We start from the raw sequence: 25,101 nt of genomic DNA on the forward strand, positions 1-25,101 counted from the left end.
ATGAAACGAAAAACTATAACATATTATATCTCAAGAATTTTACCCGGTATATTGCTGTTTGCAATGGTATTTTCTTGCGAGGATTTGGTAGATGAATCACAAATCAGTGAAATAGATCCACAGAACTTCTTTAGAAATAATTCTGATGCCTTAGCTGCGGTTATCGGAATTTATGATGGTATGCAGCCTACTTTTAGGTTAAAGCATTATTTGTGGGGAGAATTTAGGGGCGATAGTTACATTAACGGTAACGATGGTGCCGGTGCCAACAATATAGAGTTGACCACCAATGACGTCACCTCCGGCAACGCTCCGGCATTGGATTGGGGAGAATTTTACAACATGATCAATAGGGCCAATGAGGTTATCGCCAATGTGCCTAATATAGATGGTTTTGACCCTGGTTTACTGGCAGAGGCACAGGCTTTACGGGCCTATGCCTACTTTCAGGGTGTACGGGTTTGGGGTTCCTTACCCTTGTTTACGGAGCCAACCAGAGGTTTTAGCCAAGACTTGTTTAAGACCAGAACAGATGCCCAAACCATATTGAATGAGGTTATTATTCCCGATATGTTGGCGGCAGAGGCCAATATGCCCATAAATCAATTGACCAATAATTTTCGGTTTTCTTTGACCAGTATTTGGGCACTACAGGCAGATGTTTATGGATTTCTTGGTGAGGATGAATTGGCGAGGGAAGCCTTGTTAAAAATCGTGAACAGCAACAGATTTAGATTGGCTAACTCCCCAGAGGAATGGCAAAACCAATTTTTGAACGATAGCAATGATCCTTTTAGCACCGAGTTTGAAGGTAACGGACCTTTAAAAATACAGCAAGGACCAGAGTTGATACTCTCCATCCGTTATAGTTTAGAGGAGGCCGGAACAGCGAACAGGGCCGGTATTTTTGCTTTGTTCTTTGCAGGAATTCCTTCCTTTAACTTATCACCGGCCTTGGAGAATAAATGGACAGAACGTTTTCCAATAGATTCATTGGGTTGGGTAACCAAATACCCAGATGTGGATCCTGTGTTAACTGCACCGGAAACCGTGGTCAATGAAGATGGTGATGAAGTAACCGTGATTAATCCTGTATACGGTGATTGGCGGTATTACCTCTGTAGGGAAAACTTTACGAATTTAGAGTCTAAAGGATCTGGAAATGCACGTTTGTCCAAATATAACAAGCAAAACTACAACCCTGGTCTTGATGATAGCGACATTGTGCTTTACCGTTATGCAGATGTGCTGCTTTATTTGGCAGAGCTGGAAAACCGGTTGGGAGATTCAACAAGGGCGCTAGAAATTGTCAATGATTTTAGGGAGGCTAGACAGTTGCCGGCGGTAACCGTAGCGGAGTTTGGTGCCACTGAGGATGAGCGGGAAATCTTTATCCTGGATGAACGTCAATTAGAACTCATTGGAGAAGGAAAGCGATGGTGGGACCTTAGGAGAACCAATAGGGCATTGGAAGTGTTAAATCCAATTTTGGATACACTCACCGGAGGAGTACCATTGACGCAAGAGCGCCTATTGTTCCCAATTTTTGATGAGCATTTGATAGAGAATGATCTGTTAGAGCAAACACCTGGGTACTAATCTTATTTTCTAAACTAAAAAGACATACAATGAAAAAAATAAATTATTTACGGACCATGGTGCTTTCCGGGGTGGTGTTGTTCCTGTCCGGATGTAACCTAGAGTTACAGGAGCGCTTTGTTTTTGAACCTGATGTAGATCTTACCGATCCGTTTGACAACCTAACTGCATGGGGATTCTTTAATTCCCCACAAGCATTGGCCTTGAATGAGGAAGGGGAATTTATCGGTGACAACTACAACTATATGGCAGCTGCGGTGGAAGCCGCCGGTATGATAGATGTATACAATACGCCTAACAGCGGTAGAACCTTTTTGATGTTGAACAACAATGCCTTTTTGGGCAATAACGATGTGATTGATTTAATCACAGGTTCTGAGGAAGTTTTGGAAGGGGAGACCCCAGAACAGGTCATGGCGAGGGCAGACACAGATGTGTTGCGTTTAATTTTGCAGTATCATATCATAGATACTTACATTACACAGAATGATCCGTTGACGGAATTTGGTGTCAATTATGAATTCCAGACGTTGATTCCTGGTGAGGCAGGTAAAATTGTCCTTAGAAGGGATGATCGCTTGCGTATTGATATTAATCGTAATCCTGCACCGCTACCTAGTACTGCTACCGGTGGAGGTAATAATGAGCGGGTGCGTAATTATAATTACGTTTTTAGTAACGGGATTGGGCACAGCCTTAACGATCCGGTTAGAAACCAGCCTTATCCTGCACCTAATAATTAAGAATTATTTGAGTTGAGTTAGTTTTTTGAGTTAGTTTGAACATCCCCCGCACCAGGTTAGCTTCCTGTGCGGGGGATTTTATGTTTGCCAAACAGCAATTAGTTAAAATTAGGTAGGAGAATAAAAACTATTGAGTTGCTTCGGCCCCTTAAAATCTTTCTTTCTTTAGATGAACATGTAGCTTGCTAATTTCAAAACCTTGGGTCATTTTCTGTGGGTTCCCTAATTCTTCTAGAAGCTTTTACCCTAAGCCTTTATATGATTTTTCTTGGTGCCATAGGAGGGAGGTTTACACTGTTTTGTGAACTTAATTCTTTACAATAAATTTTTGGGAATCAACCAACCAAATCCTTAAACATATGGATTAAGGCTTAAATCATTAGCTAAAAAATTATGTGTTTGGGATGGATTCCAAAATACGGAAGATTTTTTGCAAGGCATCCATCTTAAGTCTGACCATCTTAATGCCATTCTTTTGAACATAATGGGAGCGAACAAAGTTAGAATTCATTTGTTCGTTAGTTGCTCCAAATTCAGTCAAAACCAAACACTTATTTACCATGATAAGGAATAAACCTTGGGATTTAAAAACGAGGTTTAGGTTGCTTAGATAAGAGGTTTAAGGTTACTCCTGCATGGTATGGTACACGTTCTGTACATCATCGTCCTCCTCAATTTTTTCAAGCAGTTTTTCCACATCGGCCATTTCTTCTTCGCTCAAGGCTTTGGTGACTTGGGGAATCCGTTCAAACCCGGAGGACAAAATCTCAATTTCCCTACTTTCTAATTCCTTTTGTATGGCACCAAAACTCTCAAAAGGGGCGTAAATGAGAATCCCATCCTCATCCACAAACACCTCTTCCGCACCAAAATCGATCATTTCAAGTTCTAACTCTTCTGGGTCAATACCATCGGCATTAATTCTAAAATTACAGGTATGGTCAAACATAAACTCTACGGAGCCAGAAGTCCCTAGACTACCATTGCATTTATTAAAGTAGCTTCTAATATTGGCCACCGTTCTGGTATTATTGTCCGTTGCGGTTTCAATCAAAATGGCGATGCCGTGGGGAGCATAACCCTCAAACAAGACTTCCTTATAGTCTCCCTGACTTTTGTCCGAAGCACGCTTTATGGCACGTTCAATATTGTCTTTGGGCATATTTACGGCCTTGGCATTCTGGATAACAGCCCGTAAGCGGGAATTCCCGTCTGGATCGGGCCCTCCCTCTTTCACTGCCATTACAATGTCCTTTCCAATTCTAGTAAAGGCCTTGGACATGGCGGCCCAACGTTTCATTTTACGTGCTTTGCGGAACTCAAATGCTCTTCCCATGGTAATCGTTTTAAAATCTAGTGGACAAATGTAACAAAAGCCCGAAAAATATATTGGCGCAAACTACCTGCCCGCCGTGATGGTATCTATGGATTTTGCCAGTACGAAGTCCTTTTCCGTAATTCCTCCCACATCATGCGTGTTTAGCCTAATGGTCAGGTTATTGTATACATTTTCCCAGTTCGGATGGTGCCCTTGATGCTCGCACTCAAAAGCGATTTGGGTCATTATGGAGAATGTCTCTTTAAAATTTTTGAACTTAAGGGATTTGGTTAGAAAGCCATCCGTGAACTTCCAATCATCTAGGGTTTGTAGTCCTATCGTAATCTGTTCGTTGGTCATTTTATGTTCCATATTTCTATATTTAGTCGACCATTAAATGATGGTCTATGATTTCTTGATAACCCACCCTAAGGTTTTTTGGTAAGTTATTGTGTTTTGGCAAGGCAGCCAAGTAACGGTCTTCATTAGTGGTATATACTTTCTTTAACAGGGGATGGTAATTGCCCAAACGTTTGATGATTTCCTTGATGAAATCCTCATGGTGAATAAGATCGGCACTACCCAAATGATAGATACCACTTTTATCTTGATTGATCAGGTAATGAATTTGCTGGGTGAGCCGGTCGTCATTGGTAACATTGATGATAAGGTTGGGAAAAACCTCAATGGGTTCATTGGCAATTAGGGCAGCTTTGATGTCCTTTATCCTTGGAGAAGTGTTCCCAAATACCATGGGCAGTCTTAAAATACCTGTTTTTTTGTGGGGCAGCCGCATCATCATGTTTTCAATGCGAATTTTTAGTCTACCGTAGATACTTTCAGAGAGCGTTTTATCGGTTTCATAGCTAGGAAATTTACTATAAGCATCAAAAACATTTGCCGATGAGAGAAAATAGATGCGACAGCTATTTTGGGATACATATTCCATGAGGTGCAGATGGGCCTGTACTTGGGCTTGAAAAGCCCCTCGTAGGGTTGAAATAATAAAGTCTGGCTTTATTTCTTGTAGCACATCAAAAATATCATCCTCTTCAAGGTCATATTTTCTAAATTGTCCGTTTTCACTAAAACTGGTATTGCTATGGTAGGTGCCATAGGTGTCAAAATAGTTGCAAAGCTCTTTATACAGCGCATTGCCAATAAACCCGCTACCGCCCAATATGAGGATTTTTTTCTTGGTCAGCATTAAAAAATGGATAGTTCGCTTAGGGTGGTAAATCTTTCTAGGGCGTACATTCCGCGGGTGGAATTTCCCTTAGGGTTTAGCCCAGGAGACCAGCTTACAATACAGAATTGCTGCGGCAATAGTGCCACAATACCGCCCCCTACACCGCTTTTTCCCGGTAATCCCACTTCAAAGGCAAACTCGCCCGCCTCGTCATAAAAACCACAAGTAAGCATAATGGCGTTGATACGCTTTATTTTATTCACCTCAAGATGTTGGATATTTTGGGTACATCTGCCGTGGTTCATAAAGGGAAAAAAAGCTGTTGCCACTTGGGAACAGGACATTTCTAAAGCGCATAGGTGAAAATAAAGGTCAAGAACTGTTTCTACCGGATTGTTGAGGTTGCCGTTGGATTTCATCAAATACGCAGCGGCATAATTTTTAAAACCAGTTGCCTTTTCCGATGCAGCAACGGAAAAATTAAAATCTATGGAATCATCGTTGGTTAAACTTCTGACAAATTGTAAAACCTCCTTTTTGGCGTCCTTAAATTCTGAAACCAAAATATCACAGACCACAATGGCCCCGGCATTGATAAGTGGGTTTCTGGGTATGCCTTGCTCCAATTCCAAAAGGGAGAGATGGTTAAAGGGATCACCTGATGGTTCTACGCCCACCCTAGACCACAACTTGTTGCCAATACGCTTAAATGCCAAAGCCAATCCAAACACTTTGGAGATGCTTTGGATAGAAAAGCGTTCTTCCCAGTCCCCATAAGCTACTCGGCTACCTTTGGCATCAAGAAGGCAAAGACCAAATTTATCATTACTGATCTTGGCCAGTTCTGGAATATACCGAGCTACCTTACCGGTGTCGGCATTGGCTAAGGTTTCCTTATAAACTTGGTCAAGGATTTTGTTGAAATCAGTCATTTAGCCCTTATAAAAAGGAAGTTTAACCAGTGTTGCAGGAACTGTTTTTTTTCTGATCTGCACCTGTATGGTATGGCCAACTTTAGCTTCTGGAATACTCACATAGCCAAGACCAATGCCTTTGCCCACAGATGGTGCCATGGTCCCTGAGGTTACCGTTCCTATTTCCGCTCCTTCCGGATTGAGCAAGGTGTATCCTTTTCTGGGAATCGCCTTTTCATTCATTTCAAAGGCAACCAATTTTCTCTGTACCCCTTCCTCTTTTTGTTTGGCAAGGGCCTGGGCATTCACAAAGTCCTTGGTGAATTTGGTGACCCACCCCAGACCTGCTTCCAGCGGTGACGTGGTATCATCTATATCATTTCCATACAGGCAATACCCCATTTCTAAACGTAGCGTATCCCGTGCGGCAAGACCAATGGGTTGAATGCCAAAATCAGCACCGGCCTCCAACACCTTGTCCCAAATCTGCTGTACCTCGCTGTTTTTACAATAGATTTCAAACCCTCCAGAACCAGTGTATCCTGTTGCGGATATGATTACGTGCTCAATACCGGCAAAATCACCTACTATAAAATTATAGAAGGGGATGGCAGCTAGGTCATGATTGGACAATGATTGCATGGCTTCAACTGCCTTTGGGCCTTGTATGGCGAGCAAAGAATAATCATTGGACAAATCTCGCATGGAGGCGCCAATCCCTTGATTATACTTAGAAATATGCTCCCAGTCTTTTTCAATATTGGAGGCGTTGACCACTAATAAATAGGTTTCCTCCTTAATTCTATAGACAATTAAGTCATCCACTATACCATTGGATTCGTTGGGCAGGCAGCTGTATTGGGCTTTGCCTATGGTTAGTTTGGAAGCATCATTGGAGCTTACTTTTTGAATAAGCTCCAAGGCCTTTGGCCCTTCAATCAAAAACTCACCCATATGGGACACATCAAAAACACCGACAGCTTTTCTTACGGTTTCATGTTCAATATTGACGCCTGCATAGGAAACTGGCATGTTAAAGCCTGCAAAGGGAACCATCTTCGCTCCAAGTGTCTCATGGGTCTGGGTAAGCGCGGTATTTTTCATAAAGCGGGTTTAGTGGTGTAAAAATATTGAAATATAAACGCTAAGTAATCCTAACTAAAGTTTTTTACAAAAATTTATGGCTTCGGTTCCATGGAACAGAGTATTTTTAGCTACAGTACAGCCCTAGGTGCCAGTAACTTGATGCCACGTTTTAGGGTGTATGCCTTTCATTGTAAAATACAGTATAGAGACGCTCCCAACTGTATGGATATCTTCAAAAGAATACGTTGGAAAATAATCTAGTCAGGTCTGCCCTTTGGGTGGTTTGGTTGCCCTATTTTGATAAGAGTCAGGATGATGCTGTAGCTTGTTCTATCAACCCAAGGTATTTTAGCTCAATAAGAACTGAGCGAATTGGTTATAGCTATTAATTGGGATCGATTTTTTTGGTTTTTTGATCAATTCCAAAATCTTTTCGGGTATGGGCAATTGGATACCAAGGGTGTTTTCTACCGTTTCCAAAAATTTAATGGGGTGGGCGGTTTCTAGAAAAATGCCATATCCGTTATGGTCTTTTAAGTATTCCCGTAAGCCCAAATATCCAACGGCACCATGCGGATCCGCTATATATCCGCTGTTTTTATAAAGGTGACGTATTGCCTCTTTGGTTTCGCTATCACTAAAGGAGTAGGAAGAAAACCCTTTCAACAGCTTATCCGCATTATTGTCAAAAAGGTTAAGGATACGAATAAAGTTACTTGGGTCTCCAACATCCATGGCATTGGAAATGGTGGGTTTTGAAGGTTTTGGCCTATAATTTTTGGTTTCGGTAAATAAAGGAATGGTATCGTTGCTATTGGTTGCTGCAATAAAGTGCTTTACCGGCATGCCCAATTTCTGTGCCACCATTCCAGCACATATATTTCCAAAATTTCCGGAAGGAACGGAGAAGACCAAATCTTGATGGTTGTGTTTAACTTGTTTGTAGGCAAAAAGGTAATAGAACAATTGGGGCAACCATCTTGCCACGTTGATGCTGTTGGCAGAGGTGAGTTTTTTTGATTTGGTAATGGTGGTGTCTAAAAAAGCCTTTTTTACCATCCGTTGGCAGTCATCAAAACTACCATCCACTTCTAGTGCCGTGATATTCTGTCCAAGGGTGGTCAGTTGTTTTTCCTGTATAGGGCTCACTTTGCCACTGGGATATAGGATAACCACTTCAACACCATCAACCCCTAAAAACCCATTGGCAACTGCTCCTCCGGTATCACCAGAGGTTGCCACCAAGACCGTAACTTTTTTGGTGCTTTCCTGAGAAAAATACCCCAGACAATTTGCCATAAAGCGTGCTCCTACATCCTTAAAGGCCATGGTGGGGCCATGAAAGAGTTCTAGGGTAGCTATAGTTGGTTCTAGCGCTACCACGGGAAAGTCAAAATCCAGGACTTTTGATATAATATTGTTCAGTACGCTGGATGGGATGGCATCGCCCACAAACGGCTGTATTGCCTTAAAGGCAATTTCGTAGTTGGACAACCCCTCAATTTCAGCAAAAAAGTTCCTGGGTAAGGGAGTTATCCGTTCAGGGAAGTATAACCCCTTATCAGGAGCGATTCCATGGATTACCGCCTCTTTAAAAGAAACTTTTGGGGCATTTTGGTTAAGGCTGTAATAGTTCATCATACTTAAATTAAATGTACCCCTTGGGAGGCAATGGGAGAAATATGCATATCGAATTCCAGACCGATTGTATCATAATTATCATACATTTTTTCTGCCACACGTTCTGCAGTTTCTTTTCCTTTGGATAGGGCAAAAATAGAGGGTCCAGATCCTGAGATTCCTACGCCCAATGCCCCTGTTTTAAGAGCCACCTGTTTCACGATATCGTAACCGGGGATTAAAATAGAACGTATGGGTTCAATAATATGGTCTTCCAAGGACCTGCCTATAAGTTCATAATCATTGGTATATAGGCCGGCAATAAGTCCTCCAAGATTGCCCCATTGCTTAATTCCGCTTTGTAGGGTGATGGAGGTTTTTAGAATTTTTCTGGAGTCGGCTGTTTTAATTTCTATTTGTGGATGGAGGATGGTGGCGTACAGTAAACTTGGTGTTGGGATTTTAATGATATCCAAAGGTTCATAGCTCCTAACCAGGGTAAAGCCTCCTAAAATGGCCGGTGCTACATTATCTGCATGGGCCACCCCACTGGCTAGTTTTTCACCCTGCATGGCAAAACGCACCAACGCTGTCTGCGAAAAGGGATGATCCAGTAATTGGTTAATGCCCGCCACGGCACCTGCCGCGCTGGCAGCGCTGCTGCCTATACCGCTTCCGGGTTTTATTTTTTTATGGATGGCAATGTCAAATCCACCATGATAGCTGTCGCCCAGTTGTTGCAATAGTGCTTTTGCTGCCACACCCGCAACATTATGGTCCGTATCCAATGGGAGGTCTTGGCCTTCAATTTTACTGATTGTAATGCCAGGTTCCCTTGTCTTTTTAATCGTCATTTCATCTCCTACCTTGGCCAAAGCAAGCCCGAGCACATCAAAACCACAAGAAACGTTTGCAATTGTTGCAGGGCAGAAAACTTTAAGTTCTTCCATAGACTAGAAGTTAGCGATTCTGATAATATCGGCAAAGATACCAGAAGCGGTAACATCTGCACCCGCACCTGCTCCTTTTATGATTAACGGTTGTACGGGATACCTTTGGGTGAAGAACAAAATTATATTGTCACTGCCCTCCAAGTGGTAGAAGTCATGCCCTTTGGGTATGTGTTGTAGCCCCACACTCGCCTTGCCATCATTAAATTCTGCCACATATTTAAGTTTACAGTTGTTTTCTGAGGCTTCCTTGTATAGTTTTTGAAACTGGGCTTCCTCCGCAACCAAGGTCTCAAAAAAATCTTTGTTGTTCTTTGTCGAAAGGCTTTTTTGCGATAGGAAAGACTTATTGGCAATGTCCGATAGTTCCATCCTGTACCCACTTTCCCTAATGAGGATAAGTATCTTGCGCATCACGTCTATTCCGCTTAAATCAATTTTTGGGTCGGGTTCGGTATAGCCTTCCTCTTGTGCTTTTTTGACCACGGCGGCAAAGGTGGTATTTTGGTCAAAGTTGTTAAAAACATAATTTAGGCTACCAGATAGCACTGCTTGTATTTTAGTCACCTTATCGCCAGAAATAATAAGGTGTTTTAAGGTGTCCAGAATAGGAAGTCCGGCGCCTACATTGGTTTCAAATAAGAAGGGTGCATGATACTCCTTGGCGAGGTCTTTTAGTTTTTTGTAGCTGTCATAATCGGAGGAGCATGCAATTTTATTACAGGTCACCACAGAAACACTTTTGGACAGGTAGCGTCCATAACTTTGCGCGACGGTTTGATTGGCAGTTATGTCCACAAAAATGCTGTTTCTTAGATTAAGTTGGTTTACCCCAAAAATAAACTTTTCCAAATCTGCTGCTTGTCCTTCCTGCAGGGCCTTGTCCCAATGGTCTAACAAAATTCCATTTTCTTGGAAGAGCATCTTGCGGGAATTAGAGATTCCTATGACCCTTACATTGATTTTAAGCTCCTTTCGCAGGTATTCTTTTTGATGCCTTAATTGGGATAAAAACTTGGCGCCTACATTACCAACACCCATCACAAATAGGTTCAATTGCTTGATGTTTTCTTCAAAGAAAGTCTCATGTAAGGTGTTTAAGGCTTTTTTAACGTCCAAGGCATTAATGACGGCAGAGATGTTGCGTTCTGAGGCCCCTTGTGCAATCGCCCTAATATTGACGTTATTTTTCCCCAAAGTGCTGAACATTTTGCCACTAAGCCCCTGGTGGTTCTTCATGGAGTCCCCAATCAATGCTATAATCGCTAGGCCGTCTTCTACTTTTACCGGTTGGATGGCGTTAGTTGAAATCTCATAGGCAAAGGCTTTGTTCAGTGAAGAAGCCGCAACTTTGGCATCTTTAGCCGCAATGCCAATACAAATGGAGTGTTCCGAGGAAGCCTGGGTAATTAAAACAACATTGATATTTTCTTGCGAAAGGGTTTCAAAAAGCCTTTTGGAAATGCCAGAGATTCCAACCATTCCCGCTCCTTCCAAAGAAACAAGGGAAATGGCATCAATATGGGAGATGCCGCGGACAGTCCTTGCTTCCGGTGCTAGACTTTTGGTGATCAATGTCCCTGCCTTTTCTGGTTGAAACGTATTCTTTATGGAAATGGGGATTTCTTTTTTTAGTACTGGTTGCACCGTAGGAGGATAAAGGACCTTTGCACCAAAATGGGAAAGTTCCATGGCCTCTTCATAGGAGATGTGTTCCATGGCCTTTGCCTGTTTTACCAGTTTGGGATTAGCAGTGAACATACCACTTACATCCGTCCAAATTTCAAGGGCCTCAGCATCCGTTGCTGCAGCCAGTATAGCGGCAGTATAATCAGACCCGCCCCTGCCAAGGGTGGTTGCCCCACCAGAACGGGAAGAGGATACAAAACCGGGAACAACGGTTAGGGCATGGGTGTCATTTTTAAAAAAATTGGCGCATTGGGTATTGGTAAGCTCAAAATCCACCACGGCATTTCCAAAATTATCATTGGTAATGATCAATTCCCTGCCAGATTTCAAAGCTGCTTCCAGGCCCTCTTGCTTAAAATATTCGCTAATAATAAAGGAAGAAAGTAGTTCTCCATAACTAACCACCTTGTCCGATAACTTGGCGGTATGCTCACCAATTAAATAAGCACCTTCCATTAGGGTTTCCAATTCATTGAGCTTGCTCTTGATTTCACTCAAAATCTTACTCTGATGTTGCACGGAAAATAGTTCCTGGGCGGTTTTTAAATGCCTGTCTTCTATTTGGTTAAGGTAATCTTCGTAGCTAATATCCTGTTTGGAAGCCAAGTCCAGTGCGGTAAGCAACAAGTCCGTAACCCCTCCCAACGCAGAGACCACGATTATGGTTTTTCCCTTAGGTTGGTTGGCCGTAATATCTTTGACAAGTTTAATGTTGTCGGAGTTGGCCACCGATGTGCCACCGAACTTTAATATTTTCATGATGTGTATTGGATTAGGCTTTTGTTTTGACCAAATATTCTTGCGGGTATTCACTATAGGATTAACCCCAAAGGGTAGTTCCTGATGTTGGTTTAGAACGGTATGGTTTTAGGTCAAACATGGAATTTTCTGTTGTGCAAATCATTAGATGTACGCCACTTAAAGTTTCAAATGTAGTACTTTTGAGCCTTGAATGAAATATTCCTTAAATTTTTGCGTCTTTTCCATTTTTATCCAATAAATCTTAACGAATGAAAATTTTTTCTGCCCAGCAAATCTATGATGCTGATAATTTTACAATCACCAAACAAGACATCAGTAGTGATATTTTAATGGAAAGGTCTGCGCTCCGCATTTTTGAATGGATGCACCAAAGGCTTCAAGGAGCCCAGGTGAAAATCCATCTATTTTGTGGTATAGGTAACAATGGCGGTGATGGAATTGCCTTGGCCCGTTACCTGCAGGAAAATGGCTATGACATAAAAGTTTATGTGGTGAACTATAGCGAAAAAAGATCAAAGGATTTTCTGATTAACCTAGACCGTTTAAAAGATCGAAAACTATGGCCAGAGTTTTTGGATGGAAATCACGATGCACCCAAGGTGCAACGGGAAGATATTGTAGTGGACGCCATTTTTGGAATAGGATTAAATAGACCACCTGCGCCATGGGTTGGTGAATTAATTGGGCACCTTAATGTCTCTGGGGCATTTACCCTTGCCGTGGACATCCCTTCTGGGATGTTTATGGAACGTATCCCGGAAAACCCTGAACATGTCATACGGGCCAATTACGTTTTAAGCTTTCAGGCACCCAAAATCCCGTTTTTTTTGCCTCAGACAGGTATTTACGTTAACCAATGGGAGTTATTGGACATAGGATTGGATGCAGAATACCTCCTTACTACCCAAACAGCCTTTGAATTTATTGGAAAGCCAGAGGTATTGCCAATGTACATTCCAAGGCTCAAGTTTACGCATAAAGGCACGTATGGGCATGTGTTGGCCATTGGTGGGAGCAAAGGTAAGATTGGGGCCATAAGACTGGCCTCGGAGGCTGCCCTTACCACTGGTGCAGGCAGGGTAACCGCACAGATTCCTAAGTGTGGTTATCTGCCCTTGCAAACTTCCGTTCCGGAAGTCATGGTGGAAGCGGATGACCAGGAGGATTTTCTGACCAATTTTTTTGTTAGCGACTCACATTCCGTTGTTTGTTTGGGAATGGGAATGGGGCAAGAAGACAAAACCGTTTCGGCGTTTAACCGTTTTATAAAACAGTATACAGGACCTTTGGTCATTGATGCGGATGGGCTAAATATTCTGGCAAAGCATCCAGAACTTAAAGGACACTTGCCCAAAGATGCTATTTTAACCCCACACCCAAAAGAGTTGAAAAGGCTGTTAGGGGACTGGAAAGACGATTTTGAAAAACTGGAACTGGTCAAGGCCTTTAGCATTAAATATAAATGTATTGTAATCCTAAAAGGAGCGCATACCATTGTGGTTCAAGGCGGAAAAGGATTTATCAATTCCACTGGAAATCCTGGTATGGCCACCGCAGGTACTGGGGATGTTTTAGCAGGGATGGTAGCGTCCTTTTTGGCACAAGGCTACGGACCTTTACAGGCAAGTATCTTTGCGGTATACTTGCATGGATTGGCAGGTGATTTGGCCATTGCAGAGAATGGATATGAAGCAATGACAGCCAGCAAGCTGATTGATTTCATCGGGAAATCTTTTCTAGAACTTTTTAAAAGGCCGGAACCTGCTCCAGAAGAACAGCAACAACAGCCTTGATAATGGACTAATTGGACTTTTTGCGTTTTAAACGTTTCTTCATCCAAACCAAAGCATTCTCATACGCTATAAAGAATTCCATATGCTTTTTATAGAACATTTTTTCTATCTTAAAATTATGCATATCGATTTCCTTTTTTGACACGATGGCGAACGCCTTTAAGTTGTCAAGGCCACGAATGTAGGTGTAGATGATGGGGTCTACGGCATAGGAGTTTTTGCGCAGGCTGATGTATCCAAAATTATTTCCTTTAAAATGTATTTCTGATATCCCGATGATTTGATAAGCCCTTTCCAAGGTTATGGTAGCCCCTTCGTTAAAAATGGATACCATGTAGTTGTCAAATACCTGTACAATACCAATGTCCAAGTGATACTCTTTTACCACAACGGCCTTTTTGGTCGTTTCAACTTTCATTCCCCAATCGTTTATAGTGTTAGGGCGAAAATACCGGTATCTCTTGCCTACCTAAAAATTTTTAGATTAACCGCCAAAATATCGGGGATACCGTAGGTATTTGGATTCAATTGTTAAAAAATGTGGGTAAATGGTAAAAAGAAAGGGGCCATTGGCCCCTTTTAATTATTTGTTGGGAAGCATTACGCTTCCGATGAATCCTTTGCCTTTTCAATCTTTATGGTCAGTTCTTCTGCTTTGTCATCCAAATCCATAAAAATACTATCTCCTTCATTAAGGTTGGAATTAACTATTTCCTCTGCAAGTGCATCCTCAATATACTTTTGGATGGCTCGCTTTAGCGGTCTTGCACCATATTGTTTGTCAAACCCTTTTTCGGCAATATAATCCTTTGCCTTTTCCGATAAGTGGAGCACGTACCCAATATCCTTGATGCGACCAAATAGTTTGGCCAGTTCAATATCAATAATTTGGTGAATATGCTCCCGCTCAAGTGCATTAAACACGACCACATCGTCTATCCTATTTAAAAATTCTGGAGCAAAGGCCTTTTTAAGGGCATTTTCAATAACACTTTTTTGATGCGAATCCGCTTGTGATTTTTTCGCTGCGGTTCCAAATCCCACTCCTTGGCCAAAATCTTTTAATTGTCTTGCCCCAATATTGGAGGTCATGATAATAATGGTGTTTCGGAAGTCGATTTTTCTGCCAAGGCTATCCGTCAAGAACCCGTCATCGAGCACCTGCAAAAGCATATTAAAAACATCTGGATGGGCCTTTTCTACCTCGTCAAGCAAAACAACAGAGTATGGTTTTCTCCTTACTTTTTCCGTCAACTGGCCTCCTTCTTCATACCCCACATATCCTGGAGGTGCCCCAACGAGCCTAGATATGGCAAATTTTTCCATATACTCACTCATATCAATCCGGATGAGTGCATCTTCAGAATCAAAAAGTTCTTTGGCCAACACCTTGGCAAGTTGGGTCTTGCCCACCCCTGTTTGCCCAAGGAAAATAAAGGATCCAATAGGTTTGTTGGGGTCTTTTAGACCGGCCCGGTTTCGTTGTATGGCCTTTGCCACCTTGGCAACGGCCTCATCCTGGCCAATGACATTATCCTTAATTAGGCTGGGCAATTCGGCCAATTTATTACTTTCTGTTTGTGCTATTCTGTTAACGGGTATCCCACTCATCATGGAAACCACGTCCGCCACATTATCCTCTGAGACGGTTTCCCGGTTAAGCTTGCTATCTTCTTCCCATTCCTCTTGGGCAGTGGCAAGGTCCTTTTCCAAGCGTTTTTCATCGTCCCGCAATTTAGCGGCCTCCTCATATTTTTGTTTTTTGACCACACTGTTTTTAAGCTCCCTAACATCTTCCAGCTTTTGTTCCAATTCCAATATCTGCTTGGGAACATCCATGTTTACGATATGTACCCTGGAACCGGCTTCATCCAAGGCGTCAATGGCCTTGTCTGGTAAAAACCTATCCGTCATGTAACGGTTGGTCAATTTTACACAGGCCAAGATGGCTTCATCTGTATACTGCACGTTGTGGTGGTCTTCATATTTGCCTTTGATGTTCATCAAAATCTCAATGGTCTCATCCACGGTAGTGGGTTCTACCATGACCTTTTGGAAACGCCTTTCCAAAGCACCATCCTTCTCTATATATTGTCTGTACTCATCCAAGGTAGTGGCACCAATACACTGTATTTCGCCCCTGGCCAATGCAGGCTTGAACATGTTGGAGGCATCAAGGCTTCCGGTTGCCCCACCAGCCCCAACTATGGTATGGATTTCATCAATGAACAGAATAATGTCATCGTTCTTTTCCAGTTCGTTCATTACGGCCTTCATCCTTTCTTCAAATTGTCCCCTGTACTTGGTACCGGCGACCAAAGAGGCCAAATCCAAGGTAACCACTCTTTTACCATATAGGATACGGGATACTTTTTTATTGATGATGCGCAACGCCAACCCTTCTGCTATGGCACTCTTTCCTACTCCGGGTTCCCCTATAAGCAATGGGTTGTTCTTTTTTCTTCTACTTAAAATTTGGGAGACACGCTCAATTTCCTTTTCACGCCCAACAACGGGGTCTAGTTTGTTTTCTTCGGCCATTTGGGTCAAATCACGCCCAAAATTGTCCAGCACCGGGGTTTTGGATTTTTTGTTTCCTTTAGGTTGGGACGTACTGCCAAAACTACCTTCCTTGGATCCGCCTGTTTCTTCCGGATCATTTGGAAAGGATTCTGCCGTTGGAGTGTCCAAATAGTCGTCATCACTGGTAATCATGGACTTAAACTGGTCTTTAACGTTGTCGTAATCCACCTGTAACTTATGTAGTAGCTTTGTGGTTGGATCGTTCTCGTTCCTGAGGATACAAAGCAGAAGGTGCGCAGTGTTGATGGAAGAGCTCTGAAAAAGCTTGGCTTCCAAAAACGTGGTTTTTAATGCCCGTTCTGCCTGTCTTGTCAGGTGAAGGTTTTTTTTATCTTTCTGGATACTTGTGGTATTGGGGTTGGAGGGACTAAGAATTTCCACCTTTCTTCTAAGGTGATCTAAGTCTACATCCAATGCATCCAAAATATTGATGGCCTTCCCTTTGCCATCACGCAAAAGTCCGAGCATTAAATGTTCCGTTCCTATAAAGTCGTGACCTAGGCGCAGTGCTTCTTCCTTACTGTAAGCAATCACATCTTTTACCCTAGGTGAAAAATTATCATCCATAAATTCTCTTTTCAGCACTTAAAATTAATAAAACTATTGCTTGCATGGGCAAATACTGTACCTATTCTCGTTAAAGAAGTTTGAAAACACGAAAAAAAACCATTTTTGACAGCTTTTGGGCGCTTTGTCGAGGGGTTTTTTATCAAGATTTTGTGTTGATAATTTTTTTAATAAACCAGGAAGCAGGGCAGGGGTAGCATGGTATTTATTGTATATTGCAATGATGTTTTACAAACAAAAAATAGTAAGATTTTAGCATGGCTGAAGGAGAAAAATTGATACCGATCAACATCGAAGATGAGATGAAATCTGCCTACATTGACTATTCAATGTCGGTCATTGTGTCACGTGCCCTGCCAGACGTCAGGGATGGATTAAAACCAGTTCATAGAAGGGTGCTTTATGGTATGTATGAGCTTGGCGTGCGTTCCAGTAGCGCGCACAAAAAATCTGCTCGTATCGTGGGTGAGGTTTTGGGTAAATACCATCCTCACGGTGATACCTCTGTTTATGACAGTATGGTACGGATGGCGCAAGAATGGAGTTTAAGGTACATGCTTGTAGATGGTCAGGGAAACTTTGGCTCCGTAGACGGTGATAGCCCGGCCGCAATGAGATATACGGAGGCCCGTATGCGAAAAATTGCCGATGAAATGTTGGCAGATATTGACAAGGATACGGTGGACCACCAGTTGAATTTTGACGATTCTTTAAAAGAGCCTACCGTTCTTCCGGCTAGGGTGCCAAATTTGTTGGTCAACGGTGCGTCCGGTATTGCCGTAGGTATGGCTACCAATATGCCACCACACAACCTATCCGAAGTCATAGATGGCACGGTTGCCTACATTGATAACCCAGATATTGAAATTGATGAGCTTATCCAACACATTAAAGCCCCAGATTTCCCTACTGGCGGTATTATTTACGGATATGATGGCGTAAAAGAGGCCTTCCATACCGGACGGGGCAGGGTGGTGATGCGTGCAAAAGCTACCTTTGAGGAAGTGCAGGGAAGGGAATGTATCATCGTCACCGAAATTCCTTACCAGGTCAATAAAGCCGATATGATCAAAAAAACGGCCGATTTGGTGAATGAAAAGAAAATAGACGGTATTGCTTCCATTCGCGATGAGTCCGATAGAAAAGGAATGAGAATTGTCTACATCCTAAAACGGGATGCCATTCCTAACATCGTTTTGAACATGTTGTTCAAGTACACGGCCCTACAATCTTCCTTTAGTGTCAACAATATTGCCTTAGTGAAGGGCAGGCCACAAATGTTGAACCTAAAAGAAATCATCCATCATTTTGTGGAACACAGGCACGAGGTGGTGGTTAGGCGAACCAAGTTTGAACTTAAAAAAGCAGAGGATAGGGCACACATCTTAGAAGGTCTGATCATAGCATCGGATAATATTGATGAGGTCATCGCCATTATTAGGGGATCATCCAACGTGGATGAAGCCAGAGAGAGTTTGATGGAACGCTTTAAGCTTACCGAGATACAGGCCAAGGCCATCGTAGAGATGAGGTTGCGACAATTAACCGGTCTTGAACAAGATAAATTGCGGGAGGAGTATGATGCCTTGTTGGTTACCATTGAGGATTTAAAGGATATCCTAGAAAAGAAAGAACGCCGGATGCAAATCATTAAAGATGAGCTTGCAGAAATTAAGGCTAAATATGGTGATGAAAGACGCTCGCAAATCAACTTTGCCGGTGGGGACCTGAGCATTGAGGATATGATACCGGATGAGCAAGTGGTCATTACCATTTCCCATGCCGGTTATATCAAAAGAACCCCGTTGACAGAGTACAAAACACAGAACAGGGGCGGAGTGGGGCAGAAAGCCTCCTCTACCAGAAATGAGGATTTCTTGGAACATTTATTTGTGGGCACCAACCACCAATATATGCTGTTCTTTACGCAAAAGGGAAAATGTTTCTGGATGCGTGTCTACGAAATCCCGGAGGGAAGCAAAACGTCCAAAGGAAGGGCCATTCAAAACTTGATCAATATTGAAAATGATGACAAGGTAAAGGCCTTTATCTGTACACAGGATTTAAAGGATGAGGATTATGTCAACAGCCATTATGTTATTATGGCCACAAAAAAGGGCACTGTGAAGAAAACCTCTTTGGAGCAGTATTCCAGGCCTAGACAAAATGGCATTAACGCCATAACGATACGTGATAACGATGAATTGCTTGAGGCAAAGTTGACTACCGGAACCAGCCAGATTTTTTTAGGCCTTAAGTCAGGTAAGGCCATAAGGTTTGAGGAAAGCAAGACCAGGCCAATGGGCAGAAATGCTTCCGGTGTTAGGGGCATCACCCTAGCAGATGATAATGATGAGGTCATCGGGATGGTATCGGTACATAATTTTGAGGATAACATACTTGTGGTCTCGGAAAATGGCTACGGTAAAAGATCCAATATTGATGATTATCGCGTAACTAATAGAGGAGGAAAAGGGGTTAAGACCATTTCCATTACGGATAAGACAGGCGGACTCGTCTCCATTAAAAACGTAACGGATTCAGATGATTTAATGATCATCAATAAATCCGGTATTGCCATTAGGATGGGGGTAGAGGATTTGCGGGTAATGGGCAGGGCTACCCAAGGGGTGAAACTCATCAACATCAAAGGCAAGGACTCCATCGCCGCTGTGGCCAAGGTCATGAAGGATGAAGACGCAGTAGATGAGGTAAATATTATGGATATTGAGGTAAAGGGCGAAGATGGCACGGCTCTTGATAATCCTGACTCCGAAGAGACAAAAGAATAAATAAACACTTAATATTAATTTTACACAAACGATGAAAACTAAATTTTTAATGCTCTTTGCCCTTGCGTTAACCTGGGTGGGAACAGCTCAAAAAAATGAGATTAAAGCCGCGGAAAAGGCTATGAAAGCCGGAAACGCCGCTGAGGCAAAATCTACCATAGAGGCTGCAATGTCATTGATTGATAATGCGGACAACAAATATCAGGCACATGCCTATTCCATTCTGGGTAATGCCAATCTACAGCTCAAGGATTTTGATGGGGCCGTAAAGAATTTCAATAAAGTCGTAGAAATTGAAGAAGCTTCCGGCAAGGCCAAGTATACTGCGGATGCACAACAAAAACTGACTCAAATGACCGGGGATTTGATTAATGCCGCTGTTGAGGATAACAATGAGAAACGCTATAAAGAGGGCGCGGAAAAGTTGTATATGGCGTACCAACTTAGCCCAAAAGATACCGTTTATCTGTATTATGCCGCCAGTAGTGCTGTTAACGGAGGGCCAGAGAATTACGATCAGGCCATAGAATTCTATGAGGAACTCAAAGACCTTAATTACGACGGTAGCGGTGTAAAATATACTGCGGTTAACGTGGCCACTGGAGAAACAGAGACCATGGACAAAACCCAGCGAGATCTGTATGTTAAGGCAGGGACCCATAAAGACCCTAAGGAAGAAAAAACACCTTCGGCTAGAGGGGAAATTGTAAAAAATATTGCTCTTATCTACCAAGAACAAGGTAAGAATGATATGGCATTGGCCGCATACGATGATGCCATAGCAAGTAACCCAGATGATGTGAATTTGGTTTTGAACAAAGCCAATTTATATTATTCTATGGGAGACAAGGAAAAGTTTAAGGAACTTATGGCGGCTGCCTCAGACATGGCACCGGACAATCCTGATTTAATGTACAATATTGGCGTGATAAGTATGGAGCAGGGGAATTTGGAGGAAGCAAGAAATGCTTTTTTAAGGACCTTGGAGATAGACCCCTCTTACGTTAATGCGCAGCTGAACCTGTCCACAACCTATGTGAACGAAGGCAACTCCCTTATTGATGAGATGAATACCTTAGGCACATCTAGAGCAGATACCCAGCGTTATGATGAGTTAAAACAGAAAAAGGACGACCTGTTTAATGAAGGCGCCAAGATTTTAGAAGAAGCCATGAAAACCAATCCTGATAATCCAGGACTGCTGTCCCAACTAAAAAACATCTATGGTGCTTTGGGAGACAATGAAAATTTCATGAGAATCAAAAAACTAATGGGAGAGTGAACTTTCTCTTTAAAAACAAAAAAGCCTTGAGGTCATCTTGAGGCTTTTTTTATATCACTTTTTTAATCACCCGGAGTTGATGGGTATACTGTTTTTGCTTCACATTAAAAATACCGGTATGATCTATCCGGTCTATGCGTACGGTCCCAAAGGAATGGATAATGTAGTTGTCCCTTAACATGATGCCTACATGGTCTATGAGACCTTCTTTATTGTCAAAAAACGCAAGGTCTCCAGCTTCACTTTCTTCAATAAAACTTAAGGGTTCTCCTTGCAACGCTTGTTTGCCTGTTTCCCTGTACAATTGATATCCATTGATTTTATAGACCATTTGGGCAAGTCCGGAGGCATCAATGCCAAAAGGGGTTTTCCCTCCGCTCAACCCTGGTGCGTTTAGGTATTGTACCGCGGTGTCCACCAAACGGGGTTTGTTTGGTCTAGTTTCCAATATTTCCCCTTCAAACCTATGGCCTAGCTGTTTTGCCAAATCCACGCGGGAGCCTAAAAGAATGGGAATCAACATATCATCGGCATTACAGATATTGGCTATAAAATCCGTAGTGTAAATTGGTTCTTTATTTTGGATGGATTTATACATTTCTTCCTCAATACCATAAAGCTGATTGTTTTGCACCCAACCTTCACATTTGTCAAAGCCAATTTGGATACGGCTCCAGTATTTGCGGGTTTCCTTGATTTTATAAGTATCCCCATACAGAAGTTGTGTAATCATGTTACCCGAATCTTCCCCGCTCTCGCGCACCGGGACAACACTTAAATGGCAGATTCCGTATTGCATTGTTAGACCAGATTGTTAGCTACGTTGTAACACCAATGCAGAGGCTCCACCACCACCGTTACAAATAGCGGCAGCGCCAATTTTAGCGTTATTTTGCTGTAGTACGGAAATTAAGGTCACTAAAATGCGAGCTCCTGAGCAACCCAATGGATGTCCCAAAGAAACGGCGCCACCGTTCACATTTACCGTATCATCCTTAAGGTTTAGTAACTTCATATTGGCCAGTCCAACTACGGCAAAGGCTTCATTGAACTCAAAATAGTCCACATCCTTTAAGGTTAAGCCCGCCTTATCCAATGCTTTTGGCAACGCTTTTGCTGGCGCAGTGGTGAACCACTTAGGCTCCTGTGCGGCGTCCGCGTAACCTTTAATGGTAGCTAATGGCGTGAGGCCAAGTTCCATGGCTTTTTCCCTACTCATGAGTACCAGTGCTGCTGCACCATCATTAATTGTGGACGCATTTGCCGCTGTTACCGTACCATCTTTGGTAAACGCTGCCCTTAGTCCTGGTATTTTCTCCAGTTTTACATTTTTGAACTCTTCATCCTCCGTGATAACTAGTGGCTCGCCGCGTCTTTGGGGCACGGAAACAGGTATGACCTCGTTGTGGAATTTTCCTTCCTTCCAAGCCGCTGCGGACCTTTTATAGGACTGGATGGCGTAGTTGTCTTGATCCTCTCTTGAAAAGTTATGTTCCTTGGCACAGAGGTCTGCACAGACGCCCATGGCATTCTGGTCGTAAACATCTACCAAACCATCCTTTTGCATACCATCTACAAGGGAGCTAGGGCCAAATTTGGTTCCCGTCCTTAAATGGACATAGTGGGGAATCAAACTCATGTTTTCCATACCTCCGGCAATGATGATATTGGCGTCTCCCAAAGCAATGCTCTGTGCAGCCTGCATGACGGTTTTCATACCTGAGGCACATACTTTGTTCACCGTAGTACAGGGAACACTGTCTGGTATACCCGCAAAAATTGCAGCTTGTCTGGCAGGAGCCTGCCCTGTACCAGCTTGTACCACTTGTCCCATTAAAACCTCATCGACCTTACTTGGGTCTAGGTTTATGTTTTCCATTGCCCCTTTAATGGCAATGGCACCTATTTTGGGTGCCGGTATGGTAGATAATGCACCCATAAAACTTCCAATTGGTGTTCTAACGGCAGAGACAATGACTACTTCTTTCATAAGACAGCTTATATCGGGCGAAAATACAAATTTCTGAAGCATTAGGTAGAATTGTTCATTGTGCCTATCCCCATCCATCCAGATTTTTCTATTTTTGGATGTAAGGAGGCTCATATGGGAAAAGCATTGGATAATTTTTATAAGAAGCAATCACTGATCTACAAGTATATCCTTTACGTTTTTTCCATTGCCTTGATTGTTTTCTTTTTTCCAAAGGGTGGCCAGTTTAAGTATGATTTTCAGAAAGGGAAACCTTGGCAATATGAGAATTTATACGCTCCTTTTGACTTTTCCATTAAAAAAACCAACGAAGAGATTGTTCTAGAGAAGCAAGCTATAAAGGACAACCAAACCACTTATTATCAATTTGATGTTGACATTCCAAAGAAGGTAAAAAATAGCGTGAGCTCAAGCACTTCAGCAATTCTGGCAAATACCAACTATACCAATAGAATCAAGGAGCAAACTTTGGCCCGAATTAATGAAAGCATTGATGAAGTTTATGAATTTGGAATCTTAACAGAACCGGTTTTTGGAGAACGTACCATGTTGGTGAAAAATAATCAAGCTATTTTTTTGGATAGACCCAATCGGTTAAGTCTTTTGGAGGCCAAACAAAGGATAGATAGCAGTCTAAAATTTATCCCAGATCAGAATATCAGATATAAAATTGGCTTGGAGTTAAAGCGGGCATTGGAACCCAATGTAACCTTAGATGAAAAGCTTACCCAAAATGCGCTCCAAGAGGAACTTAATAAAATATCATTGACTTTGGGAGAGGTGCTAGAGGGGAAATTAATCGTTGCCAAGGGGGCAGTGGTAGAAAATGACACGTACAAGGTCTTGAGCTCCTTAAAATCTGAATACGAATCTGAGCTTTGGAAAGGTAAGAGCTACTACTTTATTGTCGTTGGTTATACTATTTTGGTAGCCTTGGTCTTGATGATGTTATTTCTTTTTTTAAGGAAATACAGAACAGAAATTTATGAGCACAACACTAAGGTCACCTTTATTTTTGCCAACATCTTGCTGATGGTCTTTATTACCACCCTAGTGGTCAAAAACTACGAAGATTACCTTTATGTGGTGCCTTTGTGTATACTTCCGCTAATTCTCAAAAACTTTTTTGATGCAAGGCTAGGGCTATTTGTACACGTGCTTACCATTTTAATCTTGGGTTTTGTGGTGCCCAACAGTTTTGAATACATTTTTTTACAGACCATTGCCGGTATTGTGACCATCCTAACGGTTTCGGAATTATATAAGCGCGCCAACCTTTTTATTTCGGTAGGACAGATTACCGTTATCTATATTGTAGGATACTTTGCGTTCCATGTAATTCATGAAGGAAGCTTGGAAGGTGTTGAACCCACAAATTTGGGCATTTTTTTACTAAATGGAATGATCACCCTTTTCGCCCAGCCTTTAATTTATATGTACGAGCGTATTTTTGGTCTGGTATCCGATGTTTCCCTCTTGGAACTCTCTGATACTAATTCCAAATTACTTAAGGAATTGTCCAATAAGGCGCCGGGGACGTTTCACCACTCCTTACAAGTTGCAAATCTGGCGGAGGCAGCTGCCAATGAAATTGGCGCCAACTCCATGTTGGTGCGGGTGGGTGCCCTATACCATGATATTGGTAAAATGGCCAACCCTGCCTATTTCACCGAAAACCAAACCACCAATGTAAATCCGCATGATGATATTCCCCCAAGGGAAAGTGCCAAAATTATTATCGATCATGTGATTGAAGGGATTGAGCTGGCACAAAAAAATAATATACCGGACAGGGTTATTGATTTTTTAAGAACGCACCATGGCACAAGTAAGGTCTTTTATTTTTACCGAAAACAGCAAGAGTTGGAACCAGAGGTAGATGAAGAGGATTTTTCATATCCCGGACCCATTCCCTTTTCCAAGGAAACTGCTATTTTAATGATGTCGGATGCGGTGGAGGCCGCTTCTAAAAGTCTTAAATCACCTACCTATGCCATCATAGATGAATTTGTTGAAAAAATTGTCAAAGGGCAAATGCAGGGTGGACAGTTTTTGAACGCCAACATCACCTTTAAGGAAATAGAGGCTGTTAAAAAGGTGCTAAAACAAAAGCTTACCAATATTTATCATTTGAGGGTTGAGTATCCTGAATAGTTGGCTGGAGGGCTAAAAAATTGCTGACAATACAGGCGTTAATATTTTGTTAGGACAGATGCCTAACCAA

General features: G+C 42.3%; 18 protein-coding genes. 6 read left to right on the forward strand and 12 right to left on the reverse strand.

The features are described from left to right. Together I595_RS15490 and I595_RS15495 are read left to right on the forward strand one after the other, a co-directional pair. Window positions 1–1,599, forward strand: coding sequence for a RagB/SusD family nutrient uptake outer membrane protein (locus tag I595_RS15490; RefSeq protein WP_054560356.1), 1,599 nt, complete (start codon window positions 1–3; stop codon window positions 1,597–1,599). 29 nt (window positions 1,600–1,628) lie between these two features. Continuing rightward, window positions 1,629–2,342 carry a fasciclin domain-containing protein gene (locus I595_RS15495; protein ID WP_054560357.1) on the forward strand — a complete coding sequence of 238 codons (714 nt, stop codon included), beginning with the start codon at window positions 1,629–1,631 and terminating at the stop codon, window positions 2,340–2,342. Window positions 2,343–2,967: 625 nt separating this feature from the next. Here I595_RS15495 and I595_RS15500 read toward each other — a convergent pair. From I595_RS15500 to thrA, 8 genes are all read right to left on the reverse strand, one after another. Further along, window positions 2,968–3,678: a YebC/PmpR family DNA-binding transcriptional regulator gene (locus tag I595_RS15500; protein ID WP_054560358.1), complete on the reverse strand. Its 711-nt coding sequence runs from the start codon at window positions 3,676–3,678 to the stop codon at window positions 2,968–2,970. Between the two features lie 63 nt (window positions 3,679–3,741). Beyond that, window positions 3,742–4,032, reverse strand: a complete 291-nt coding sequence (locus tag I595_RS15505) for a 4a-hydroxytetrahydrobiopterin dehydratase (RefSeq protein ID WP_054560359.1) — start codon at window positions 4,030–4,032, stop codon at window positions 3,742–3,744. 10 nt (window positions 4,033–4,042) lie between these two features. Continuing rightward, window positions 4,043–4,867, reverse strand: coding sequence for a sugar nucleotide-binding protein (locus tag I595_RS15510; RefSeq protein WP_054560360.1), 825 nt, complete (start codon window positions 4,865–4,867; stop codon window positions 4,043–4,045). Next, the gene (locus I595_RS15515; protein ID WP_054560361.1) at window positions 4,867–5,781 is read right to left on the reverse strand and encodes a glutaminase; all 915 of its coding nucleotides are present in this window, start codon (window positions 5,779–5,781) and stop codon (window positions 4,867–4,869) included. Before I595_RS15515 ends, I595_RS15510 begins: the two co-directional genes overlap by 1 nt. Then, window positions 5,782–6,867, reverse strand: coding sequence for a glycine cleavage system aminomethyltransferase GcvT (gene gcvT, locus I595_RS15520; RefSeq protein ID WP_054560362.1), 1,086 nt, complete (start codon window positions 6,865–6,867; stop codon window positions 5,782–5,784). It lies immediately after the preceding gene. A gap of 330 nt (window positions 6,868–7,197) precedes the next feature. Continuing rightward, window positions 7,198–8,487 (reverse strand): threonine synthase, encoded by a 1,290-nt coding sequence (gene thrC / locus I595_RS15525; protein ID WP_054560387.1) that lies wholly within the window; start codon window positions 8,485–8,487, stop codon window positions 7,198–7,200. 5 nt (window positions 8,488–8,492) lie between these two features. Then, a complete protein-coding gene (locus I595_RS15530; RefSeq protein ID WP_054560363.1) occupies window positions 8,493–9,419 on the reverse strand; it encodes a homoserine kinase in 927 nt (308 codons plus the stop codon). Between the two features lie 3 nt (window positions 9,420–9,422). After that, the gene (thrA, locus tag I595_RS15535) at window positions 9,423–11,867 is read right to left on the reverse strand and encodes a bifunctional aspartate kinase/homoserine dehydrogenase I (protein ID WP_054560364.1); all 2,445 of its coding nucleotides are present in this window, start codon (window positions 11,865–11,867) and stop codon (window positions 9,423–9,425) included. A gap of 251 nt (window positions 11,868–12,118) precedes the next feature. On the opposite strand from thrA, the gene I595_RS15540 reads away from it, so the two are divergent. Further along, window positions 12,119–13,663, forward strand: a complete 1,545-nt coding sequence (locus I595_RS15540) for a bifunctional ADP-dependent NAD(P)H-hydrate dehydratase/NAD(P)H-hydrate epimerase (RefSeq protein WP_054560365.1) — start codon at window positions 12,119–12,121, stop codon at window positions 13,661–13,663. Between the two features lie 7 nt (window positions 13,664–13,670). On the opposite strand, the gene I595_RS15545 is transcribed toward I595_RS15540, so the two are convergent. Both I595_RS15545 and I595_RS15550 read right to left on the reverse strand, forming a co-directional pair. Continuing rightward, entirely contained in the window at window positions 13,671–14,081 is a 411-nt protein-coding gene (locus I595_RS15545) for a hypothetical protein (protein WP_054560366.1), read from the reverse strand. Between the two features lie 182 nt (window positions 14,082–14,263). Beyond that, window positions 14,264–16,813, reverse strand: coding sequence for an ATP-dependent Clp protease ATP-binding subunit (locus I595_RS15550; RefSeq protein WP_054560367.1), 2,550 nt, complete (start codon window positions 16,811–16,813; stop codon window positions 14,264–14,266). Between the two features lie 257 nt (window positions 16,814–17,070). On the opposite strand from I595_RS15550, the gene gyrA reads away from it, so the two are divergent. Both gyrA and I595_RS15560 read left to right on the forward strand, forming a co-directional pair. Beyond that, a complete protein-coding gene (gene gyrA / locus I595_RS15555) occupies window positions 17,071–19,605 on the forward strand; it encodes a DNA gyrase subunit A (RefSeq protein ID WP_054560368.1) in 2,535 nt (844 codons plus the stop codon). 31 nt (window positions 19,606–19,636) lie between these two features. Beyond that, the gene (locus tag I595_RS15560; RefSeq protein ID WP_054560369.1) at window positions 19,637–20,887 is read left to right on the forward strand and encodes a tetratricopeptide repeat protein; all 1,251 of its coding nucleotides are present in this window, start codon (window positions 19,637–19,639) and stop codon (window positions 20,885–20,887) included. A 49-nt stretch (window positions 20,888–20,936) separates the two neighbouring features. On the opposite strand, the gene I595_RS15565 is transcribed toward I595_RS15560, so the two are convergent. Both I595_RS15565 and I595_RS15570 read right to left on the reverse strand, forming a co-directional pair. Then, window positions 20,937–21,686, reverse strand: coding sequence for a C40 family peptidase (locus tag I595_RS15565; RefSeq protein WP_054560370.1), 750 nt, complete (start codon window positions 21,684–21,686; stop codon window positions 20,937–20,939). Window positions 21,687–21,701: 15 nt separating this feature from the next. Beyond that, entirely contained in the window at window positions 21,702–22,877 is a 1,176-nt protein-coding gene (locus I595_RS15570) for an acetyl-CoA C-acyltransferase (protein ID WP_054560388.1), read from the reverse strand. 114 nt (window positions 22,878–22,991) lie between these two features. Between I595_RS15570 and I595_RS15575 the strand changes: the two genes are divergently transcribed. Beyond that, window positions 22,992–25,031, forward strand: a complete 2,040-nt coding sequence (locus tag I595_RS15575; RefSeq protein WP_054560371.1) for an HD family phosphohydrolase — start codon at window positions 22,992–22,994, stop codon at window positions 25,029–25,031. The last annotated feature ends 70 nt before the right edge of the window (window positions 25,032–25,101 follow it).

The organism is Croceitalea dokdonensis DOKDO 023 (genome assembly GCF_001306415.1).
In the GTDB taxonomy this organism is placed as follows: Bacteria; Bacteroidota; Bacteroidia; order Flavobacteriales; family Flavobacteriaceae; genus Croceitalea; species Croceitalea dokdonensis.

Bases quoted from the DNA above. Each gene is read 5' to 3' on its own strand.
- I595_RS15565 (WP_054560370.1), bottom strand. From the start codon at position 21,686: ATGCAATACGGAATCTGCCATTTAAGTGTTGTCCCGGTGCGCGAGAGC.
- I595_RS15570 (WP_054560388.1), bottom strand. From the start codon at position 22,877: ATGAAAGAAGTAGTCATTGTCTCTGCCGTTAGAACACCAATTGGAAGT.
- I595_RS15550 (WP_054560367.1), bottom strand. From the start codon at position 16,813: ATGGATGATAATTTTTCACCTAGGGTAAAAGATGTGATTGCTTACAGT.
- thrC (WP_054560387.1), bottom strand. From the start codon at position 8,487: ATGAACTATTACAGCCTTAACCAAAATGCCCCAAAAGTTTCTTTTAAA.
- I595_RS15530 (WP_054560363.1), bottom strand. From the start codon at position 9,419: ATGGAAGAACTTAAAGTTTTCTGCCCTGCAACAATTGCAAACGTTTCT.
- I595_RS15500 (WP_054560358.1), bottom strand. From the start codon at position 3,678: ATGGGAAGAGCATTTGAGTTCCGCAAAGCACGTAAAATGAAACGTTGG.
- I595_RS15545 (WP_054560366.1), bottom strand. From the start codon at position 14,081: ATGAAAGTTGAAACGACCAAAAAGGCCGTTGTGGTAAAAGAGTATCAC.
- gyrA (WP_054560368.1), top strand. From the start codon at position 17,071: ATGGCTGAAGGAGAAAAATTGATACCGATCAACATCGAAGATGAGATG.
- I595_RS15510 (WP_054560360.1), bottom strand. From the start codon at position 4,867: ATGCTGACCAAGAAAAAAATCCTCATATTGGGCGGTAGCGGGTTTATT.
- I595_RS15505 (WP_054560359.1), bottom strand. From the start codon at position 4,032: ATGGAACATAAAATGACCAACGAACAGATTACGATAGGACTACAAACC.
- thrA (WP_054560364.1), bottom strand. From the start codon at position 11,867: ATGAAAATATTAAAGTTCGGTGGCACATCGGTGGCCAACTCCGACAAC.
- I595_RS15490 (WP_054560356.1), top strand. From the start codon at position 1: ATGAAACGAAAAACTATAACATATTATATCTCAAGAATTTTACCCGGT.
- gcvT (WP_054560362.1), bottom strand. From the start codon at position 6,867: ATGAAAAATACCGCGCTTACCCAGACCCATGAGACACTTGGAGCGAAG.
- I595_RS15560 (WP_054560369.1), top strand. From the start codon at position 19,637: ATGAAAACTAAATTTTTAATGCTCTTTGCCCTTGCGTTAACCTGGGTG.
- I595_RS15575 (WP_054560371.1), top strand. From the start codon at position 22,992: ATGGGAAAAGCATTGGATAATTTTTATAAGAAGCAATCACTGATCTAC.
- I595_RS15540 (WP_054560365.1), top strand. From the start codon at position 12,119: ATGAAAATTTTTTCTGCCCAGCAAATCTATGATGCTGATAATTTTACA.
- I595_RS15515 (WP_054560361.1), bottom strand. From the start codon at position 5,781: ATGACTGATTTCAACAAAATCCTTGACCAAGTTTATAAGGAAACCTTA.
- I595_RS15495 (WP_054560357.1), top strand. From the start codon at position 1,629: ATGAAAAAAATAAATTATTTACGGACCATGGTGCTTTCCGGGGTGGTG.